General features: G+C 41.8%; 14 protein-coding genes and 1 other RNA gene. 3 read left to right on the plus strand and 12 right to left on the minus strand.

Translation table 11 applies throughout. The annotated features are described in order from the left end of the window. Window positions 1–240 precede the first annotated feature (240 nt). From IQ259_RS18700 to IQ259_RS18725, 6 genes are all read right to left on the minus strand, one after another. Complete coding sequence (locus tag IQ259_RS18700) at window positions 241–1,230, minus strand: metal ABC transporter solute-binding protein, Zn/Mn family (protein WP_193887486.1); 990 nt, start codon at window positions 1,228–1,230, stop codon at window positions 241–243. A 289-nt stretch (window positions 1,231–1,519) separates the two neighbouring features. Next, window positions 1,520–2,581 (minus strand): WD40 repeat domain-containing protein, encoded by a 1,062-nt coding sequence (locus IQ259_RS18705; RefSeq protein WP_193887487.1) that lies wholly within the window; start codon window positions 2,579–2,581, stop codon window positions 1,520–1,522. A 328-nt stretch (window positions 2,582–2,909) separates the two neighbouring features. Beyond that, window positions 2,910–4,748 (minus strand): ATP-dependent zinc metalloprotease FtsH3, encoded by a 1,839-nt coding sequence (ftsH3, locus tag IQ259_RS18710; RefSeq protein WP_193887497.1) that lies wholly within the window; start codon window positions 4,746–4,748, stop codon window positions 2,910–2,912. Between the two features lie 79 nt (window positions 4,749–4,827). Next, entirely contained in the window at window positions 4,828–5,649 is an 822-nt protein-coding gene (locus IQ259_RS18715) for an aminotransferase class IV (protein WP_193887499.1), read from the minus strand. A 209-nt stretch (window positions 5,650–5,858) separates the two neighbouring features. Further along, window positions 5,859–6,983: a tRNA guanosine(34) transglycosylase Tgt gene (tgt, locus tag IQ259_RS18720; protein WP_193887501.1), complete on the minus strand. Its 1,125-nt coding sequence runs from the start codon at window positions 6,981–6,983 to the stop codon at window positions 5,859–5,861. Between the two features lie 124 nt (window positions 6,984–7,107). Continuing rightward, the gene (locus IQ259_RS18725; protein ID WP_193887503.1) at window positions 7,108–7,560 is read right to left on the minus strand and encodes a hypothetical protein; all 453 of its coding nucleotides are present in this window, start codon (window positions 7,558–7,560) and stop codon (window positions 7,108–7,110) included. Between the two features lie 511 nt (window positions 7,561–8,071). Between IQ259_RS18725 and IQ259_RS18730 the strand changes: the two genes are divergently transcribed. Both IQ259_RS18730 and IQ259_RS18735 read left to right on the plus strand, forming a co-directional pair. Then, window positions 8,072–8,302 (plus strand): transposase, encoded by a 231-nt coding sequence (locus tag IQ259_RS18730; protein ID WP_255525454.1) that lies wholly within the window; start codon window positions 8,072–8,074, stop codon window positions 8,300–8,302. Further along, window positions 8,214–8,792 (plus strand): hypothetical protein, encoded by a 579-nt coding sequence (locus IQ259_RS18735; RefSeq protein ID WP_193887505.1) that lies wholly within the window; start codon window positions 8,214–8,216, stop codon window positions 8,790–8,792. The genes IQ259_RS18730 and IQ259_RS18735 overlap by 89 nt, the downstream gene beginning before the upstream one ends. A 302-nt stretch (window positions 8,793–9,094) precedes the next feature. On the opposite strand, the gene IQ259_RS18740 is transcribed toward IQ259_RS18735, so the two are convergent. From IQ259_RS18740 to groL, 6 genes are all read right to left on the minus strand, one after another. Continuing rightward, window positions 9,095–9,706: a hypothetical protein gene (locus IQ259_RS18740; protein WP_193887507.1), complete on the minus strand. Its 612-nt coding sequence runs from the start codon at window positions 9,704–9,706 to the stop codon at window positions 9,095–9,097. 229 nt (window positions 9,707–9,935) lie between these two features. Beyond that, window positions 9,936–10,655, minus strand: coding sequence for a ribonuclease III (rnc, locus tag IQ259_RS18745; RefSeq protein ID WP_193887509.1), 720 nt, complete (start codon window positions 10,653–10,655; stop codon window positions 9,936–9,938). An 86-nt stretch (window positions 10,656–10,741) separates the two neighbouring features. Then, an RNA gene (rnpB, locus tag IQ259_RS18750) (RNase P RNA component class A) lies at window positions 10,742–11,178 on the minus strand. Between the two features lie 48 nt (window positions 11,179–11,226). Then, window positions 11,227–11,940 carry a hypothetical protein gene (locus tag IQ259_RS18755; protein WP_193887511.1) on the minus strand — a complete coding sequence of 238 codons (714 nt, stop codon included), beginning with the start codon at window positions 11,938–11,940 and terminating at the stop codon, window positions 11,227–11,229. A gap of 42 nt (window positions 11,941–11,982) precedes the next feature. After that, window positions 11,983–13,125, minus strand: a complete 1,143-nt coding sequence (gene corA / locus IQ259_RS18760; protein ID WP_193887513.1) for a magnesium/cobalt transporter CorA — start codon at window positions 13,123–13,125, stop codon at window positions 11,983–11,985. A gap of 381 nt (window positions 13,126–13,506) precedes the next feature. Beyond that, window positions 13,507–15,171 (minus strand): chaperonin GroEL, encoded by a 1,665-nt coding sequence (gene groL, locus IQ259_RS18765; RefSeq protein WP_193887515.1) that lies wholly within the window; start codon window positions 15,169–15,171, stop codon window positions 13,507–13,509. Between the two features lie 244 nt (window positions 15,172–15,415). Between groL and IQ259_RS18770 the strand changes: the two genes are divergently transcribed. Beyond that, the gene (locus IQ259_RS18770) at window positions 15,416–16,498 is read left to right on the plus strand and encodes an MraY family glycosyltransferase (RefSeq protein WP_193887517.1); all 1,083 of its coding nucleotides are present in this window, start codon (window positions 15,416–15,418) and stop codon (window positions 16,496–16,498) included.

Here is a 16,498-nt window from a genome sequence, read left to right on the forward strand (position 1 = left end):
GAATATAGTCGTTGCATTTGCTGCTCAATCTCGGATGAATACGGAGTCATAGAATCTCAGAATTCAGTGGGCATATTCTGCTTATTATTGCATGACCCATTTCTGGATCTTATTTAATCCTCGTTCCATAGCCAAAAAGTCTATTCTATAAGTAAGCTTTTTGACTTTTGGTTACTGAGCCTGTCGTTGGTGCAGCCTCTCGTAGAGAAGTATAACTTCACGGCAGTACTTCCACCTCAACTATTTACGAGCTTTTGGTTCAAATATTAGGTAGGTTCCGCCTAAACCTTCTATAATTGTGCGTGTATTAGCTACCATCATTTTTTGATAACTATCGCCCTCACTTCTTGGTTCTCCAATTCCATCAGGATAAAGCCCTCTTTCTGAAACTCGTACTTCTGCTTCTTGCGCTACAGATTGAAATAACTGAGGATTAATCTTCATCTCTGCAAAAATTGTTGGTACTTTAGCCTGCTGGATATTTTTAACTAAATTGCTTACCTGTGCATCTGTTGGGTTTTCTTCCGGGTTAATACCAGCTAACACTCCTACCAGTGGAATACTGTAAGCTTTGGCATAATAAGCGAGTGCATTGTGGGTGGTAACTAATTTGCGTTTATCACGAGGAATACTGGCTATTCTTGTTTTTATCCAACTATCTAACTGAGTTAGTTCACTATTGATTTGTTTAGTATTAATATTATAAATTTCTGCATTATTAGGATCTAATTTTTTGAGGTTACTGCTAATTACCTCGACCATTTTGATACCATACTTGGCATTATGCCAAACATGCGGATCTGTGACTTGTTGCCCATCTTCGATAAATTTTTGTGGTTTAGGAACTGCTAACTGACTCACAGCTATTTTAGGTGCAGTATTGCTACTCGATTTAATAATTCTGATCAAGCCTGGTTCAAAATTGTAACCATTGTAGAAAATCAGATTAGCTTGATCAATGGTTTGTCGGTCTGCTGTTTTTGGTTGATAGGTATGGGGGTTTACACCTGGGGGAATTATACAGGCGAGGTTAACGGTATTTTCAGCAACCTGTTTAATTAAGTCACATAATACACTTGTTGTGGCGACAACTTTGGGAAGACTTTCGTCAACTGTTGTGGTTTGAGTGAATGACGTACTGGTAGCTTGATTTCCACAACCAATAAATCCAATTGTCAAGGCAACAAGGGCAGCTGGTAAGGAATTATTAAATAATAATTTGTTTAGCATAGGACTTACGCAAAATATATCTGAAACTCTCATTTCTCCGTGACCTCTGCGCCTCTGTGGTAGCCTGCGGCAAGCCGCTACCGCGTCTACGTTATTCCGTGACTCGTGCGTAAGTCCCATAGCATAATCAAGTCCTACTAGCTTTACTGGATTTAACAATCATCATTATTATTAAATAACAGTAAAATGTGAGATATTCAGGACTAAGCTATTATTTTTTGAATTGCTATGTGAATAAAGGCACAGTTATGCTGTACCTTAAGAATATTTTGCGGTTACTGAATCTTGGTTAACTACGTCTAAAACCTTGACCGCGTGATGACTTTGACCAAATAATTAATTCGCCTTGTTCACCACCTGCGGCGAGAAACTTGCCTTGGGGATGCCAAGCTAAGGTGGAAAACCCGGCGTTAACATCTGTGAGAATTTGAGAGACTTTGGATGCTCCAGACCACAAACACAACAAACCATCAGCACCGGCGGAGGCTAACAGGAAGCTTTGGGGTGCAAATGCGATCGCATTTATGATATCCACATGATTAGTTAACACTCGTGCTTCCCAACCCAAGGATTCATCCTCTAACTTTTCCCAGACTACAATTCCGTCAAAACTAGAAGATGCCAGTATTGGCGCACCTATTTGGGTAGTAGCTTCTGACCATGCCAATTGCCGAATCTTACCAGGAAAGCCACGCATCACCCAAGGGTCGGGGTTACTCCAATCCAACACAGTGACGCTGCGATCCATATTACCCGAAGCCAGATATTTACTATCAGGCGACCATCCCATAGCTACACTCACAGTCGGCATACTGAGAAAATATGGTTCTTCATCCCAGTTCTGATTCTGCCAAATCTTGACTCCTTGATAACCACCAATTGCTAGGTACTGTCCATCACTACGCCAATCTATCCCTAAAACTGAGGAGTTATCAAAATTCAACGTCACAGCTATCTCACGCTGATCAGCATCCCATACTTGCACGTAACGCCCCAAACTAAAAGCCAGTTGGTTACTAGTATGATTCCAAGCCAGCTTATCCACCCAGGCAGGAGCATTTTCTAAAGTGGCGATTAATTCATTTTCTTGCCAAATTTTTACTATTCCATCCTGTCCACCAACAGCTAAAAATTTACCATCAGCCGAAAAAGCAACACAATCTACTGATTTACCGCTACCATTTTGTAATTTTATTAAATCGCCATCATTCCATAACACCACCTCTCCGGCAGCGGAAGTAGCAGCGAAAATTTTACCTTGGGGCGACCAAGTTAATGCTGTAACATACTCTGAAAGCATCTTGGAATCATGCTTTTCAAATTCTTGAGATTTGTTAGTTATGAAGTTCATATCTGGGTACAGTTGAAGTCTGGTAAAGCTAAGTAGGTCGGTGTTAAAAATTGTCGTTATGACAAGGCAGGAGGCAGAGGGCAGAAGGCAGCAGGGAAGAGGTTTTCAAGCTACTTTACTTTCCGTTACATAGTTCGGTTTATTTGCACCTTTCTACTTAAGAGTTTTAAAAATATATGTTTGTTTAGAACTTAGCAAAAATTAAGCTTGAGAGCTAGGGTTATGCCGCATTACAAGATTTATCGTAACCTGTGGTAAGTAAAAAATTGGGATAGTTCTTGTAAAAGAACTATCCCAAATATAGATTTTAGATTGTTACCGGAATTAATTAAGCAAAGGCGGCAGTTTTGACATCATTATTTGCCAAGATTTCTTGTAATTCTTCGGCATCTACTGTTTCTTTATCAACTAGCATTTGTGCTAACTGATCTAAAATTTGGCGGTTGTTGACTAACACTTCTTTAGCGCGGATGTAAGCTGTATCTACTAGTTTCCGCACTTCTTCGTCAATGGCAGCAGCAGTTTCTTCAGAGAAGTCGCGCTCTGACATGATATCGCGTCCGAGGAACATATTACCTTGCTGACGACCGAGGGCAACTGGCCCCAAGCGATCGCTCATCCCAAAGCGTGTTATCATCTGACGGGCGACTCGTGCTACCTGTTGTAGGTCGTTAGAAGCACCTGTGGTTACTTCTTCTTCACCAAAGATGATTTCTTCGGCTAGGCGACCACCTAATGCCACAGCCATCTGATTTTCAAGATAGGCGCGGCTGTATAAACCAGTGTCCATCCGGTCTTCGCTGGGGGTGAACCAAGTTAAACCACCTGCACGACCGCGAGGAATGATGCTAATTTTTTGCACTGGGTCATAGTCGGGCATCAATGCACCAACTAAGGCGTGACCAGCTTCGTGATAAGCTACCAAGGTTTTGCGTTTTTCGCTCATTACCCGGTCTTTCTTCTCTGGCCCAGCTAACACGCGATCGATGGCATCATTTATTTCATCCATCGAAATTTCGGTTAAGTTGCGACGTGCTGCCAAAATTGCCGCTTCATTCAGCAGGTTGGATAAATCTGCACCTGTGAAACCAGGGGTACGACGCGCGATTTTATCTAAGTCCACATCTTTGGCTAAGGTTTTGCCACGAGCATGAACTTTCAGAATTTCGCTGCGTCCGGCGTAGTCAGGACGGTCTACAACAACTTGACGGTCGAAGCGTCCCGGACGCAACAACGCCGCATCCAAAACGTCAGGACGGTTGGTAGCAGCAATGATGATAATACCAGTGTTACCTTCAAAACCATCCATTTCGGTGAGTAACTGGTTGAGGGTTTGTTCCCGTTCATCGTTACCACCACCTAAACCTGCACCCCGTTGACGACCAACCGCGTCAATTTCATCGATGAAGACGATACAAGGAGCATTGGTTTTAGCTTGTTCAAATAAATCGCGGACGCGGGAAGCACCCACACCAACGAACATTTCCACAAATTCTGAACCGGAGATAGAGAAGAAGGGTACACCCGCTTCCCCAGCCACAGCACGAGCTAGGAGGGTTTTACCTGTACCTGGAGGCCCGACTAATAATACTCCTTTAGGAATTTTGGCACCGACTGCGGTGAAGCGATCGGCGTTTTTAAGAAAGTCTACAACTTCGTTTAATTCCAACTTGGCTTGGTCAATACCAGCAACATCACCAAATGTCACTTGGGTTTGCGGCTCCATTTGCACTCTGGCTTTAGATTTACCAAAGTTCATTGCTTGGCTACCAGGGCCACTTTGAGCGCGGCGGAGCAAGAAGAATAAGCCAACTAAAAGCAGTACAGGGAAAAATAAGCTGCTTAGTGCCTTAAACCAAAAGCCTTCGTCGGTTTGAGGCAATACAGAAATATCAACGCCTTTTGAGGTGAGAGTGTTGATCAAGTCGGGGTCGTTGACTAATGTCACCTTAATCTGAGTTCCGTCCTGGGACTTGACAATAGCCGTAGAACGATCTGCACTCAGTTTAACTTGTGTAACTCTACCTTTTTCAACTTCTTGAATAAATTGACTGTATCGCCATGTTTGTGTGCTTTGGGGTTGTTTGTCAAAGAATGCTGTTCCTAGCGCAATGACAACAATAAACAGTAGCGCGTACAGCCCCGCATTTCTCCATCTTTTATTCACTAAGGTCTATCTCCTGATATATTCTGTGCTTTCGCGGAGCGTCTCTGTATGAGAGGACATTATTAAGAATTATGTTAACTTATTTTAAGGTATACCATAATGATACGGTTGTCATGCTAAAAAGGCTCCTGATTTGCTGAAAATTGGGATGGTAGGGATTATATTGTAGCGACCCTGAAGCTTGCTTAACAGTATGAATGGGGATAATTTCGACCACACTATTAGTGTAGGCGATCGCTTCAAATCCTGTGACTAACTTAGGTGTCCAAGGTTCCTCTCGCACTAGCATTTGCTGATTTTGCAGCCATTGGATAATTTGCGATCGCCTAATTCCGGGTAAAATCCCTACATCTAAAGGCGGTATCCACCAACAGCCATCCCGCCATCCCCAAAGATTCCCAGTGGTCGTTTCTAACCAATTACCTGTGGCATCAACTAAAATCGCTTCTTGAGCAGCTAAAGTTTGCACACTATTTTTGGCTAACCAAGCACCTAAATAGTTTCCTGTTTTATGAGAAGGCAAGTTGCGCGAAAATTCTGGTTGTGCAATAGCACATTTCACACCATTTCGCTGTTTTTCAAGCAAATCCTCTGGTAAGTTTCTGCCAGTTATCCACTCCCTACCATCAGGAAACAAGGTAATTCTGAGAATGGGGAAATGTTGCAGCAGGATTCGTGCGCCTTGATGTATGCGCTGCCAATCTGGTTGTTGCCAAGCAAAGGCTTGTAAACTGAAATTTAGGCGATCGCAGTGTGCTTGCCAGTTGGTTAAACTACTATCGAGAGAATTCTCATAAACCCGCAATGTAGTGAATACCGTCGCACCATAAAGCAACCCCGGCTCGTTAATATCTAGTTCCAGGGTTTGGGATTCAATTAATTTGCCGTTATACCAATACATAAGCTCACCTACCTTATAAACGAACCACGGAGGCACAGAGAACACAGAGAAATATAATATTTTTGATTTGTAAGTCCCATCACTTAATAACAAAAACTAGAACAAAGACTCTGCGTAGCCTTTGTCTTGAAAAGTTTGCTCAACGGGGGGAACCCCCGCACGCAACTTTTCGCTGCGTTTACCTCAGCGCCACTCTGCGTTTTAGAATTTTATAATTCTCCTGTTTCTGGTGAGTTGAGCCAATGACCAAATTCTGCCAAAAAGGAATCGTTTAATATTGCTTGGCGAATTTTTTGGGTAAACCGAATTAGTTCTGTAATATTGTGAATACTCAACAGAGTGTAAGCTAAAATTTCTTGCGATCGCACTAAATGGGAAATATAAGCCCGACTGAAATTTTGACACGCATAACAAGGGCAAGTTTCATCCATTGGAGTAAAATCTTCACGGAACTTAGCATTTTTTAAATTCCAGCGTTCGCCTTGCACCACCGCCGTACCATGTCTCGCCCAACGAGTCGGGATGACGCAATCAAATAAATCTATACCAGAAGCAATTGCGATCGCCATCTCTCGATAAGTCCCCACACCCATCAAATAACGGGGCTTTTCGGGTGGTAACAGTGGTGCTGTGGCTTGGACAATCTGAGCTATCAGTTCAGCGGGTTCTCCCACACTCACACCACCAATCGCATATCCAGGCAAATCTAACTTAGCCAATGCAATAGCAGCTTGAGAACGCAAATCTAAATATACGCCGCCTTGCACAATTCCAAATAATGCCTGATCTTGGCGTTGATTTGCCACCATACAGCGTTCTAACCAACGGTAAGTCCGTTCGGTAGCTGTTTCCACCTCTTGGCGAGTTGCTGGGTAAGGAGGACATTCATCAAATGCCATGATCACATCCGCCCCTAAAGTATTTTGAATCTCTATGGAACGCTCTGGTGTCAAATTGATAATTTGCCCATCGTGAGGTGAGCGGAAAGTCACACCTTCTTCAGTAATTTTCCGCATGTCACTCAAGCTGAACACTTGAAACCCACCAGAATCAGTGAGCATCGGCCCATCCCAACCCATAAACTTATGCAACCCACCACCACCAGCCACAATTGCTTCTCCTGGTTGCAAGTGGAGGTGGTAAGTGTTCGACAATACCATCTGTGCGCCAGTATCTTTTAACTGGGCGGGGGTGACTGTTTTGACATTGGCTAGTGTCCCCACAGGCATAAATCTTGGGGTTTCCACAGCGCCGTGGGGCGTGAAGAATACTCCGGCTCTGGCTTTGGTTTGGCTACAGCAAGCCAGGGATTGAAAAGAAAAATTTTCGCTCAAGGTAAAAATCAGGCTATTTTACTAAATGATTGTCCTTTGTTATGGCAATTCTTGATTGAATAAGGTGATAGGAGGGCAAAATCTTACGCCCCGACTAATAACAAACAACGAAGAACAATTCTATTTAAAACGAATCAGAGCAGTCATCATCAATTTCTGCATCCCATCTGGCTGAGAGAACTTGTTCCATCATCGCTTCAATCGCACTGACGTTGAAGGTTTTTTCCTTCCGTTCTTGTAGAGGAGTAGTGAGGGGAATCAGCCGTAAACACATTCCTTCTTGCATTAAATCAAAACAGGTTTCTTTTGGTGATGACTGTTTAAGCTCTATGTAATCAAAACTATAAACGTTTAAATAAAGCGCACTGTTAGCCACTAAGGTAGAACGTTGCGGATTAGCAAATACTTCTATGACATCTCCTTCACCTTCGCTCACTATCTTGTCTTCGTGGGTGTAGATGTAGTGGACTCGACCTAAATCAGAAAGCAATTTTCGCATGTCGAGCTTATTTACAATCACGCCTGTGTCAACAATACACGGAGCTGGTATCTTGGTGTCGGGTAGATGATGACTCATAGGAAAATTAAAGAGTGAGCAACGGTGAGAACATAGCTAAAAATTCATTTGAATAGCTTGTTAGTTCCCTACATTTAAAAAATATCAATTTTGTGGTGCGATCGCTTCAATACTCTCGATCTAATTTATTAGCTGATGAATACAAAGTATTTTGTTTTAATTTTACCTTGTCAAATCAGTTGCTTTATGCTAATATAGCAAGCTAAAAAATTAGCTTACCGAGAATAGCATAGCAAAATTTTTCCGAAGAGTCTGTAAACTAATAACTATCTTATCTAAAGCTTTAAACTGACTCACTAGCGCTTGTACTGGAGTTATCCAAATTCCAGAAGTTTATAACTGGCGGCTACTAATTTTTTCTCTTGATTTCTTTTTCCTCACTGCCTCTGGGTGTTTTTTTGGCAGCTGATCGCTTTACACTCAAGACAGTGGCTACAGACGTGGCGATCATTTTTCAACGAGGTTTCATCACAACCAACCCCCCTTAATCCGTCAAGGTCATAACCTACTGTTGCGTTTCCACAATTTTAGGGGTGATGTTTTACGGTTTCTCACAGCACCTGATGTTTCTTTTATCAAAAATCCAGCAGAACGTGATTTGCGGATGATGAAATGTAAGCAGAGGATTTCTGGTGGCTTTGGTTCATTAGATTTTGCAGTTTCATTCACCACTATCCATTCTTTTCTTTCCACTACTTCTAATAAGTGGCAACTGGTTTTACGGAAGCGACAATACAGCTAATGGTAATGACAACTGGTACTTTGGTAATAAAAATACCAGTAGCGGCAATGGCAACTGGTATTTCAATGGTGAAAACACCAGCAATGGCAATGGTAACTGGTATTTTGGTAACGGCAACTCCAGTAATGGTAATGGCAACTGGCAGATAGGTAATAACAACACAATCAACGGTAATGGCAACAAACCTAGTGGTAGCAGCAATAATATCCTTGGTAATACCAATACTTCCGATATCAGTAATGGAAATTTATTAGGTAATAATATTGAGGCCAATGATGATGGCAAAGCATACATTGGCAATAAAGATTGGTCTTTCGACATCCTTGACCAATTAACATCTCTTGGGAGTGGTGTGTCGGCGGTTGGTCAAGATGTCAGCAGTTTGTTGAGCCATCCTGATATTATTTCAACAACTGTGAGCAAAGAAGGTTTTTCAAATTATCCCTTCTCAACAAACCCAGAGTATCAATTTGATTTTGGTGGTATGTAGTCTTTAACAGACGAGATGCTCCGGCTTGCAAACAGGACTTTTTCTGTTTCACATCAAGAATATTAGCCAATACAGTTCAATTAAAATTATTGGTTAGGTTTTCTGAATTTGTAGAGAAGTTGCATTGCAACTTCTCTACAAATTTATAAGTATGCAAATTATCTTATCTGAAGCGTATTGGGATATTATTAACTTTTGGTGGTCTTAGTTGGGGTGAGGCAAAAGGAAAGTACAACTTAAGAATGAGGTTTTTCAGCCTCTCCCTTTTTGGGAGAGGTTAAGCATAACGCAAGATTTCAGATTCACCTAACTTGCAATTCTTTGAGCAATTTTTCTACATCAGTTTTGAGTAAAACTGTCATTTGACCAATGAAAGCTTTACCATTTCGAGGTTTAGCGATTTCTATCCAATAGGCGTAGCGATCGCCTACACGCAATTGTCCCTGTAATGCTTCTTTAATCGGAGTTTTGGCAAAACGAGCCGAGTTAACTTCTCCTTCGCTAGGATAGTCATACACCACCTGACCCTGGTTAAAATCTTGATAGACATCGTAACCGTAAATTATCCGCAAAGATTCTTGCAGCCGTTGAAAGCTCACGCCATTAATAGCATCATACATCGCCAGTCGTTCGTAACGAATTCGGCTGCGCTCTTTAGTAAACTCCACTTTACCCGGAGGTAAAACCGAAGCTTGAAAGGTGAAGCGCTGGGCTGCTGTATCACTCTTCTGCACATATAATTGCTCACCATTTCCAGGACGCAGAGTTGGATGAGCTTTCATCCAAGTACCGACTTCCTCTGTACTTTGCCCTGGTAAAGCATTGGCTTTAGAATCAAAAACCATTCCCACGCACAGCCAGGGAACTAGAGAAAAAGACAAAATTAAACTATTAACCAAATATTTTTTTAGCATTTTCCTATTCGGGACTCACACGGAAATTTACCCCAGGAGGAGTTAATCATAGTTTTCCCGTTTTTCAGGAAAATTATTTCATTTTTGGTAAACTCGATTTAAGCCCTTAATAGTAAAATCACTACATAATCTTTGAGGCTAAACTTTGTTACAACATTTGAATAAATTTAGAAGACTAATAGATAAAAATTGGTTGCCAGGATTAGATAATAGCTAACTTGAAATATGATCAAGTATTTTCCTGATTATTAACTGCTAAAAAAGCTACTTTAGCGGCTGCTTGTTCCGCTGCTTTGATGGAACGTCCTCTACCTTCACCGAGTTTTTTCTCGTAGAGCCAGACTTCAGCGGCAAATCGTTCTTGATTGCGGTTGGGTTGATTGATTTCCTCAACGCGATATTCTGGTAAAACTTTAAATTGTGCTTGAGTCCATTCTTGCAAAGCTGCTTTATAGTTTAGTCGAGCCGGATCAAGGCGAATTTCTGCGGTTAGTAGCTCAAAATGAGAGTCTAGCCAAGGGCGAATGAGTTCTAAATTATTCGTGCTGAGGTAAAGCGCACCCAAAACTGCTTCAAAAGCGTCTGCCAGCCGTGACTCTTGACCAACTTTATCACTGGTTGCACTGCCAGCGACTAATAAATATAGCTCTAAACCATATTCTCTAGCTAATTGGGCGAGGATGCGATCGCTCACCAACACCGAACGAATCGCCGCAAAATCCCCGACTTGGCAATCAGGATATTTTTCCCATAAAACAACAGCTGCCGCCAGTCGCACCACCGCATCACCAACAAACTCCAGTTGTTCATAATTAGCTGACTCAGATACTGTAGGATGAGTCAACGCCAAGTCTAAAAGTTGCCATTTAATGGGTGCATCTAATGGCAAACCGAACTTTCTTATTAAGCTTTCGAGTTGTCTTTGACGACGGGGATAAACAAGAGTCATTAGTCATTAGTCAAGTATCAATAGTCAAGAGTCATTAGTTAATAGTCTATTGTCGTTACTTTTGACTATGAACTATAGACTAAAAGAGGAGAAAGTCGGTAGTAAGCCGGGTTCTGTTCTCTATGTAAAAATTTTACATGAGGGCGGTTATCTATCTGGGACGCTTGTTACCAAACGCCTCTAGCGGCTCTCATAAACGGAACTGGTAAAAGACCAACCGTAGTTCCTCTGACCTTGCTCCCAACCGGGGTTTACCGAGCCACGACCTCTCGATCGTGCTGGTGCGCTCTTACCGCACCTTTGCACCCTTACCAAATAAAGCAAGAGTTAAAACGTAAAAGTAAAAAGAAATCTTTTTGCCTTTTACTTTTCACTTTTTACTTTTCTGGCGGTATCTTTCTGTGGCACTATCCTCACGATCGCTCGCACTGGACGTTATCCAGCAAGTTTGGTCTTTCGGGAGCCCGGACTTTCCTCAAAACTACCAATAATGACAGTTCTGCAACCGCCTACGCCTACTCTCTCCCTAATTACAGTGTAATCTTGGATGGCGTAATGTGTCCGATTTGGATTATTTCTTCTTTTTATTCCAAGGCAGAGCGTAAGTCCAAGGTAATTTCTTAACAGCGAAGGGACAATTGATCAGATACATGGGAGGAATATTTATGCCTGGAGCTATACCAACACGGACATCAGATATTCTTAGCACTAGCTGTAGAGAAAAGTCTAACTCCTTGCCTCTATTCATAAAGTCGTTGTATAGCTTTTTCTGCGGTGGCCCGCCTTTTTCTAACCCACTGATACTTACTAGAGGTTTTTTGGCGGAATAAGTTCCTGCTACGGAATCAAACTCTAGAACATCTTCAGCTGTTATCTTCTCAGTCAAGGTTTTTTTAGGTGTGATTAAACTAGGCGTTTGCGGTATGGCTAAGTCACGAGTTAGATATGGTGAGATCCGAATCACGCGGCGCGATTGCTTGCTGTGTTCAACTACCAACGTGCTATTTTCCCAGTCAACATAGACAGCCAGATTATCTGATTTATTTTCAATGCTAATTTGCAATTCTTTTAAATCATCTAATGAGTATGAAGAATTGAGTTTAAAAGCAATTCCAATTTGGTCTTTGAGTTCTTGTTCTGTGAGTTGATCGTTAACTGCGCCACCTTTATACTCATATTTGATTTTATCATCAATAGATTCAATCATGCGATTAAAGGTGTAAGATACACCAATAATATAAAGTGTCAATACAACTAAATTTTGATCGCCACTACCTCTGCTCATTTGGAATATTAACTCCCTGGATTAATTTTTGTTATTTAACTTTCAATCATGTTTGATACTGGAAAAATTAGCGAGCCATCCTCTGCGCCAAAATAGGATAAGTAAACTAACTGCGATCGCTACCATTAAAGCCAAGCAAACTGGATAACCCCAATACCAATTTAGTTCAGGCATATTATATGGTGATTTCTCTGTATTAAAATTCATGCCATATATACCAGCAACAAAAGTTAGGGGAATAAAAATGCTGGAAACTATTGTTAGTAGCTTCATGATTTCATTCATTTTGTTACTGACTGCTGATAAATATACGTCCATCAATCCAGATGCAAGTTCCCGATAAGTTTCTACCAAATCCATAACTTGTACTGTATGGTCGTAACAATCTCGTAGATAAATGCGTACTTCTTCACTAATTAATTCACTACCATCTCGAATCAAAGCATTGATGGCATCTCGTTGCGGCCAGATATACCGCCGCAGTTGTAAGAGTTCGCGCCTAACTTGATAAATTTGTTGTAGTGTTTGTGGAGTTGGTTTGAGGATCACTTCTTCTTCTAATTCTTCAATACGTTCACCATAAAGTTCTAAGACTGGAAAAAAACCATCAATAATTGCATCTAGCAAAGCATAAGCTAAATAATCAGCACTCTGTTTGCGAATAATACCTTTACCCTTATCAATTCTTGCCCTCACACTTTCAAAACAATCATGTTCTGGTTCTTCCTGCACTGTCAACAAGTAATTTTCTCCTAATACAAAACTCACTTGCTCACTATAAAATCCACAGTTTTTTTCTTTGGGAACTACCATACGAGCAATAATCAGCAATTGGTCTTCATAATCTTCAATTTTGGGGCGCTCTGTCATGTTGACTATATCTTCTAAAACTAGAAGATGTAAATTAAACACTTTACCCAATCGCTGTAATATATCTTGATTACCTAAACCTTGGACATCAACCCAAGAAACCGATTCAGCATCCAAATAACTCAGACATTCTTCTGGGGTAGCTATTTGTTTACGAATAAAGTTTGTCTGGTTGTAATCAAATAAAATAATTATTGGTGGTTCAGCATCTTCATCAACAATTAGAGTTCCTGGTAAAGTTCCTGGTTGATGATAAAATTCTTTGAAATTTGACTTAGGTGCTTTTTTGACAAGACGGCGAATTTTTCTAATCATTAGTATAGGTTGTTAAACATTAAGTAGGTCGGTGTTAAAAATTGTCGTTATGACAAGGCAGGAGGCAGAGGGCAGAAGGCAGAAGGGAAGAGGTTTTCAAGCTACTTTACTTTCCGTTACATAGTTCGGTTTATTTGCACCTTTCTACTTAATCAAGGATTCATTGGTAATCGGCGTTCTGACATAGGTAGTAGACAATAGTCAAAAATCAGTTTTATTTTTAGTGGCATCGGTTTTACTCCTACCGACCGTCTGTAATAATCTTTAGGTCAAATTGTATAACTGGATCGCTGATAAGTCAGCGAATATATAAAAAAACAGTTTGCCTTGCCAAGACAAACTGCGGAAACATATAAAAATATTCAGATGGAAAGGCAGAAGTTACATCATACCCATGCCGCCCATGCCACCCATACCGCCCATGCCGCCCATGCCGCCCATACCACTCATGTCAGGGGCAGCAGATTTCTTCTCTGGTTTTTCGACAACGATCGCCTCAGTCGTCAAAACCATACCTGCAATGGAAGCGGCATTTTGCAAGGCAGAACGCACGACTTTGGCAGGATCAATAATCCCAGCTGCAATTAAGTCTTCAAATTCTCCTGTAGCCGCGTTGTAACCGATGTTAAATTCGGTTTCTCTGACTCTGGAGACAATCACAGAACCTTCATCGCCAGCATTCTCGGCAATTTGACGCAAGGGTGCTTCTAAGGCACGTTTGATAATGTCTGCCCCAATTTTTTCTTGTTCATTGAGGCTGTTTTTCATCTCGTCTATTTTGGTAGACAAGTGAATTAAGGTTGTACCACCACCAGGCACAATCCCTTCTTCTACAGCTGCTTTGGTCGCATTAAGTGCGTCTTCAATCCGCAATTTCCGGTCTTTGAGTTCGGTTTCTGTGGCTGCACCGACCTTAATCACCGCCACACCACCAGCTAACTTAGCAATACGTTCTTGCAGTTTTTCTTTGTCGTACTCAGAATCAGTTTCTTCCAATTGTTTGCGAATTTGCCCAATCCGCTTTTGGATTTCTGGCTTAGTGGTAGTACCAGCGACAATTGTGGTGTTTTCTTTGTCGATGGTGATTTTGCGGGCAGTTCCCAGCATTTCCAAAGAAGCGGTATCTAGGTTTAAACCAATTTCTTCAGAAATCATCTGTCCATCGGTGAGAATGGCAATGTCTTGTAACATTGCTTTGCGGCGTTCACCAAATCCAGGTGCTTTGATGGCAGCAACCGTCAACACACCCCGTGCTTTATTGACTACTAAAGTTGCTAAAGCGTCTCCTTCTACATCTTCAGCAATAATCAACAAAGCTTGACCCAAACGGGCAACTTTTTCCAGGACGGGTACTAATTCTTGGATACTGTTGATTTTTTTGTCGGTAATCAGGATGCGAGCATTTTCAAACTCTACCGTCTGCCGTTCGTTGTTGGTGATGAAGTACGGAGAAATATAACCTCTGTCGATTTGCATCCCTTCCACTACTTCTAGTTCAGTTGTCAGGGATTTGGATTCTTCAACGGTAATGACACCATCTTTGGTGACTTTCTCCATCGCTTCGGCAATCATCGTGCCGACTTCTTCATCATTACCCGCGGAAACAGTAGCAACTTGGGCGATCGCTCCCCCTTCTACTGGCTTTGCTACTCTGGCAATTTCTTCTACCAGTGCCTCAATGGTTTTGTCAATCCCCCGTTTTAAGCTGATGGGGTTAGTACCAGCCGCGACATTTTTCAGACCTTCTTTGATTAATGCCTGTGCTAAAACTGTGGCGGTAGTAGTGCCATCGCCAGCAATATCCTTAGTTTTGGATGCGACTTCTTGGATGAGTCTCGCACCAGTATTTTCTAAAGGATCTTCTAATTCAATTTCTTTGGCGACAGTTATTCCATCGTTGACAATTTGGGGTATGCCAAATTTCTTTTCTAAAAGGACGTTACGACCTTTTGGCCCTAAAGTAATTTTCACCGCATCGGCTAGAGCGTTGACACCTCGTTCTAGAGCTCGCCGTGATTCTTCATTAAATGAAATAATTTTAGCCATGTTTCACTTCCCTAGCGCTTCCATTAGACAATTTAGCACTCTTGGTCGGTGAGTGCTAATAACCAAAGCTGGTCAGATTATAAATTGAAATGCTCGGTACTGGGTAATGTAAAAGGCAAAAGATTCTTTTTACTTTGGCCTTTTACCTTCTGACTTCATAGTTCCTAGCCCCTTTTATTAAAAAATTGATTAATATACAGTTGATGCTCATGTAGGATACAGGCAGTAATGGTTGAATTGGGAGATGAATCTATACAACTCCCTTAGGTCTCTAGGTATTGCCGACCCAAGCGGCTTCGGCTGGTTGGCAGTAGTATTTACGTTTTTCTTAGCTTGGCTAGTAACATGGCGTTTAATTCCCACGGTACGCAAATTTGCTCTGCGGGTGGGTTGGGCTGACCAACCAAATGCACGAAGGCTAAATCGAGAACCTTTACCAAATGCTGGGGGTTTGGCTATTTATGCAGGAGTGATTGCCGCACTAGTTGTTGCTACCCTTTTACGACCGATTGAATTGCAAAATGTTTTAGCCCAAGTGCTAACTGTTCTACTAGGAGGATCAATTCTAGTGCTGGTCGGCTTTATTGACGATCAGTTTGGCTTACCCCCCTCTGTCCGCTTATGGACACAAATTATTACAGCCTTATTGCTGTTTGCTAATGGTATCAGCATTAAAGTAGCTATTGGCACACCCATCGACTCACTGCTGTCAATTTTGATTACAGTCCTGTGGGTCGTAGGTATTACCAACGCCATCAATTTGATGGATGGCATGGATGGATTAGCCGGAGGGATCAGTTTTATTACTGCTATGAGTTTGTTAGCAGTTTCAGCCCAGTTTCCTAATAAGGCAGCAGCTACCTTAGTTTTGGCAGCCTTGGGAGGTGGGGCGTTGGGTTTCTTACGCCACAACTTCCACCCCTCACGCATCATTATGGGTGATGCTGGAGCATACTTTTTTGGGTATGTTTTAGCTGCTACTAGTATTTTGGGTGACTTGCAGGTGACTACGGTCTTTTCCTTGGTGCCGACAGTTTTATTTCTGCTATTACCAGTCTTAGACACTACCCAAGTGTTTTTACGACGGCTAATGGCAGGGAAAAACCCCCTCAGTACTCCTGGGAAGGATCACCTACACCACCGTTTATTAGCTTGGGGGTTCTCTCAGAGTTATGCTGCATTCACTCTTTGGACAATTACCTTAATGGGCAATTTACTCGCAATGACAATTCGCGGGATGCCTTTACCTGTGATAATGGCTACTAGTGTTGGCATCATCATGTTATTGAGCTTTGCCATTTGGCAAAGACTATTAAACAATTCATAA

The sequence above is a fragment of the Fortiea sp. LEGE XX443 genome, assembly GCF_015206815.1.
GTDB lineage: Bacteria > Cyanobacteriota > Cyanobacteriia > Cyanobacteriales > Nostocaceae > Nostoc_B.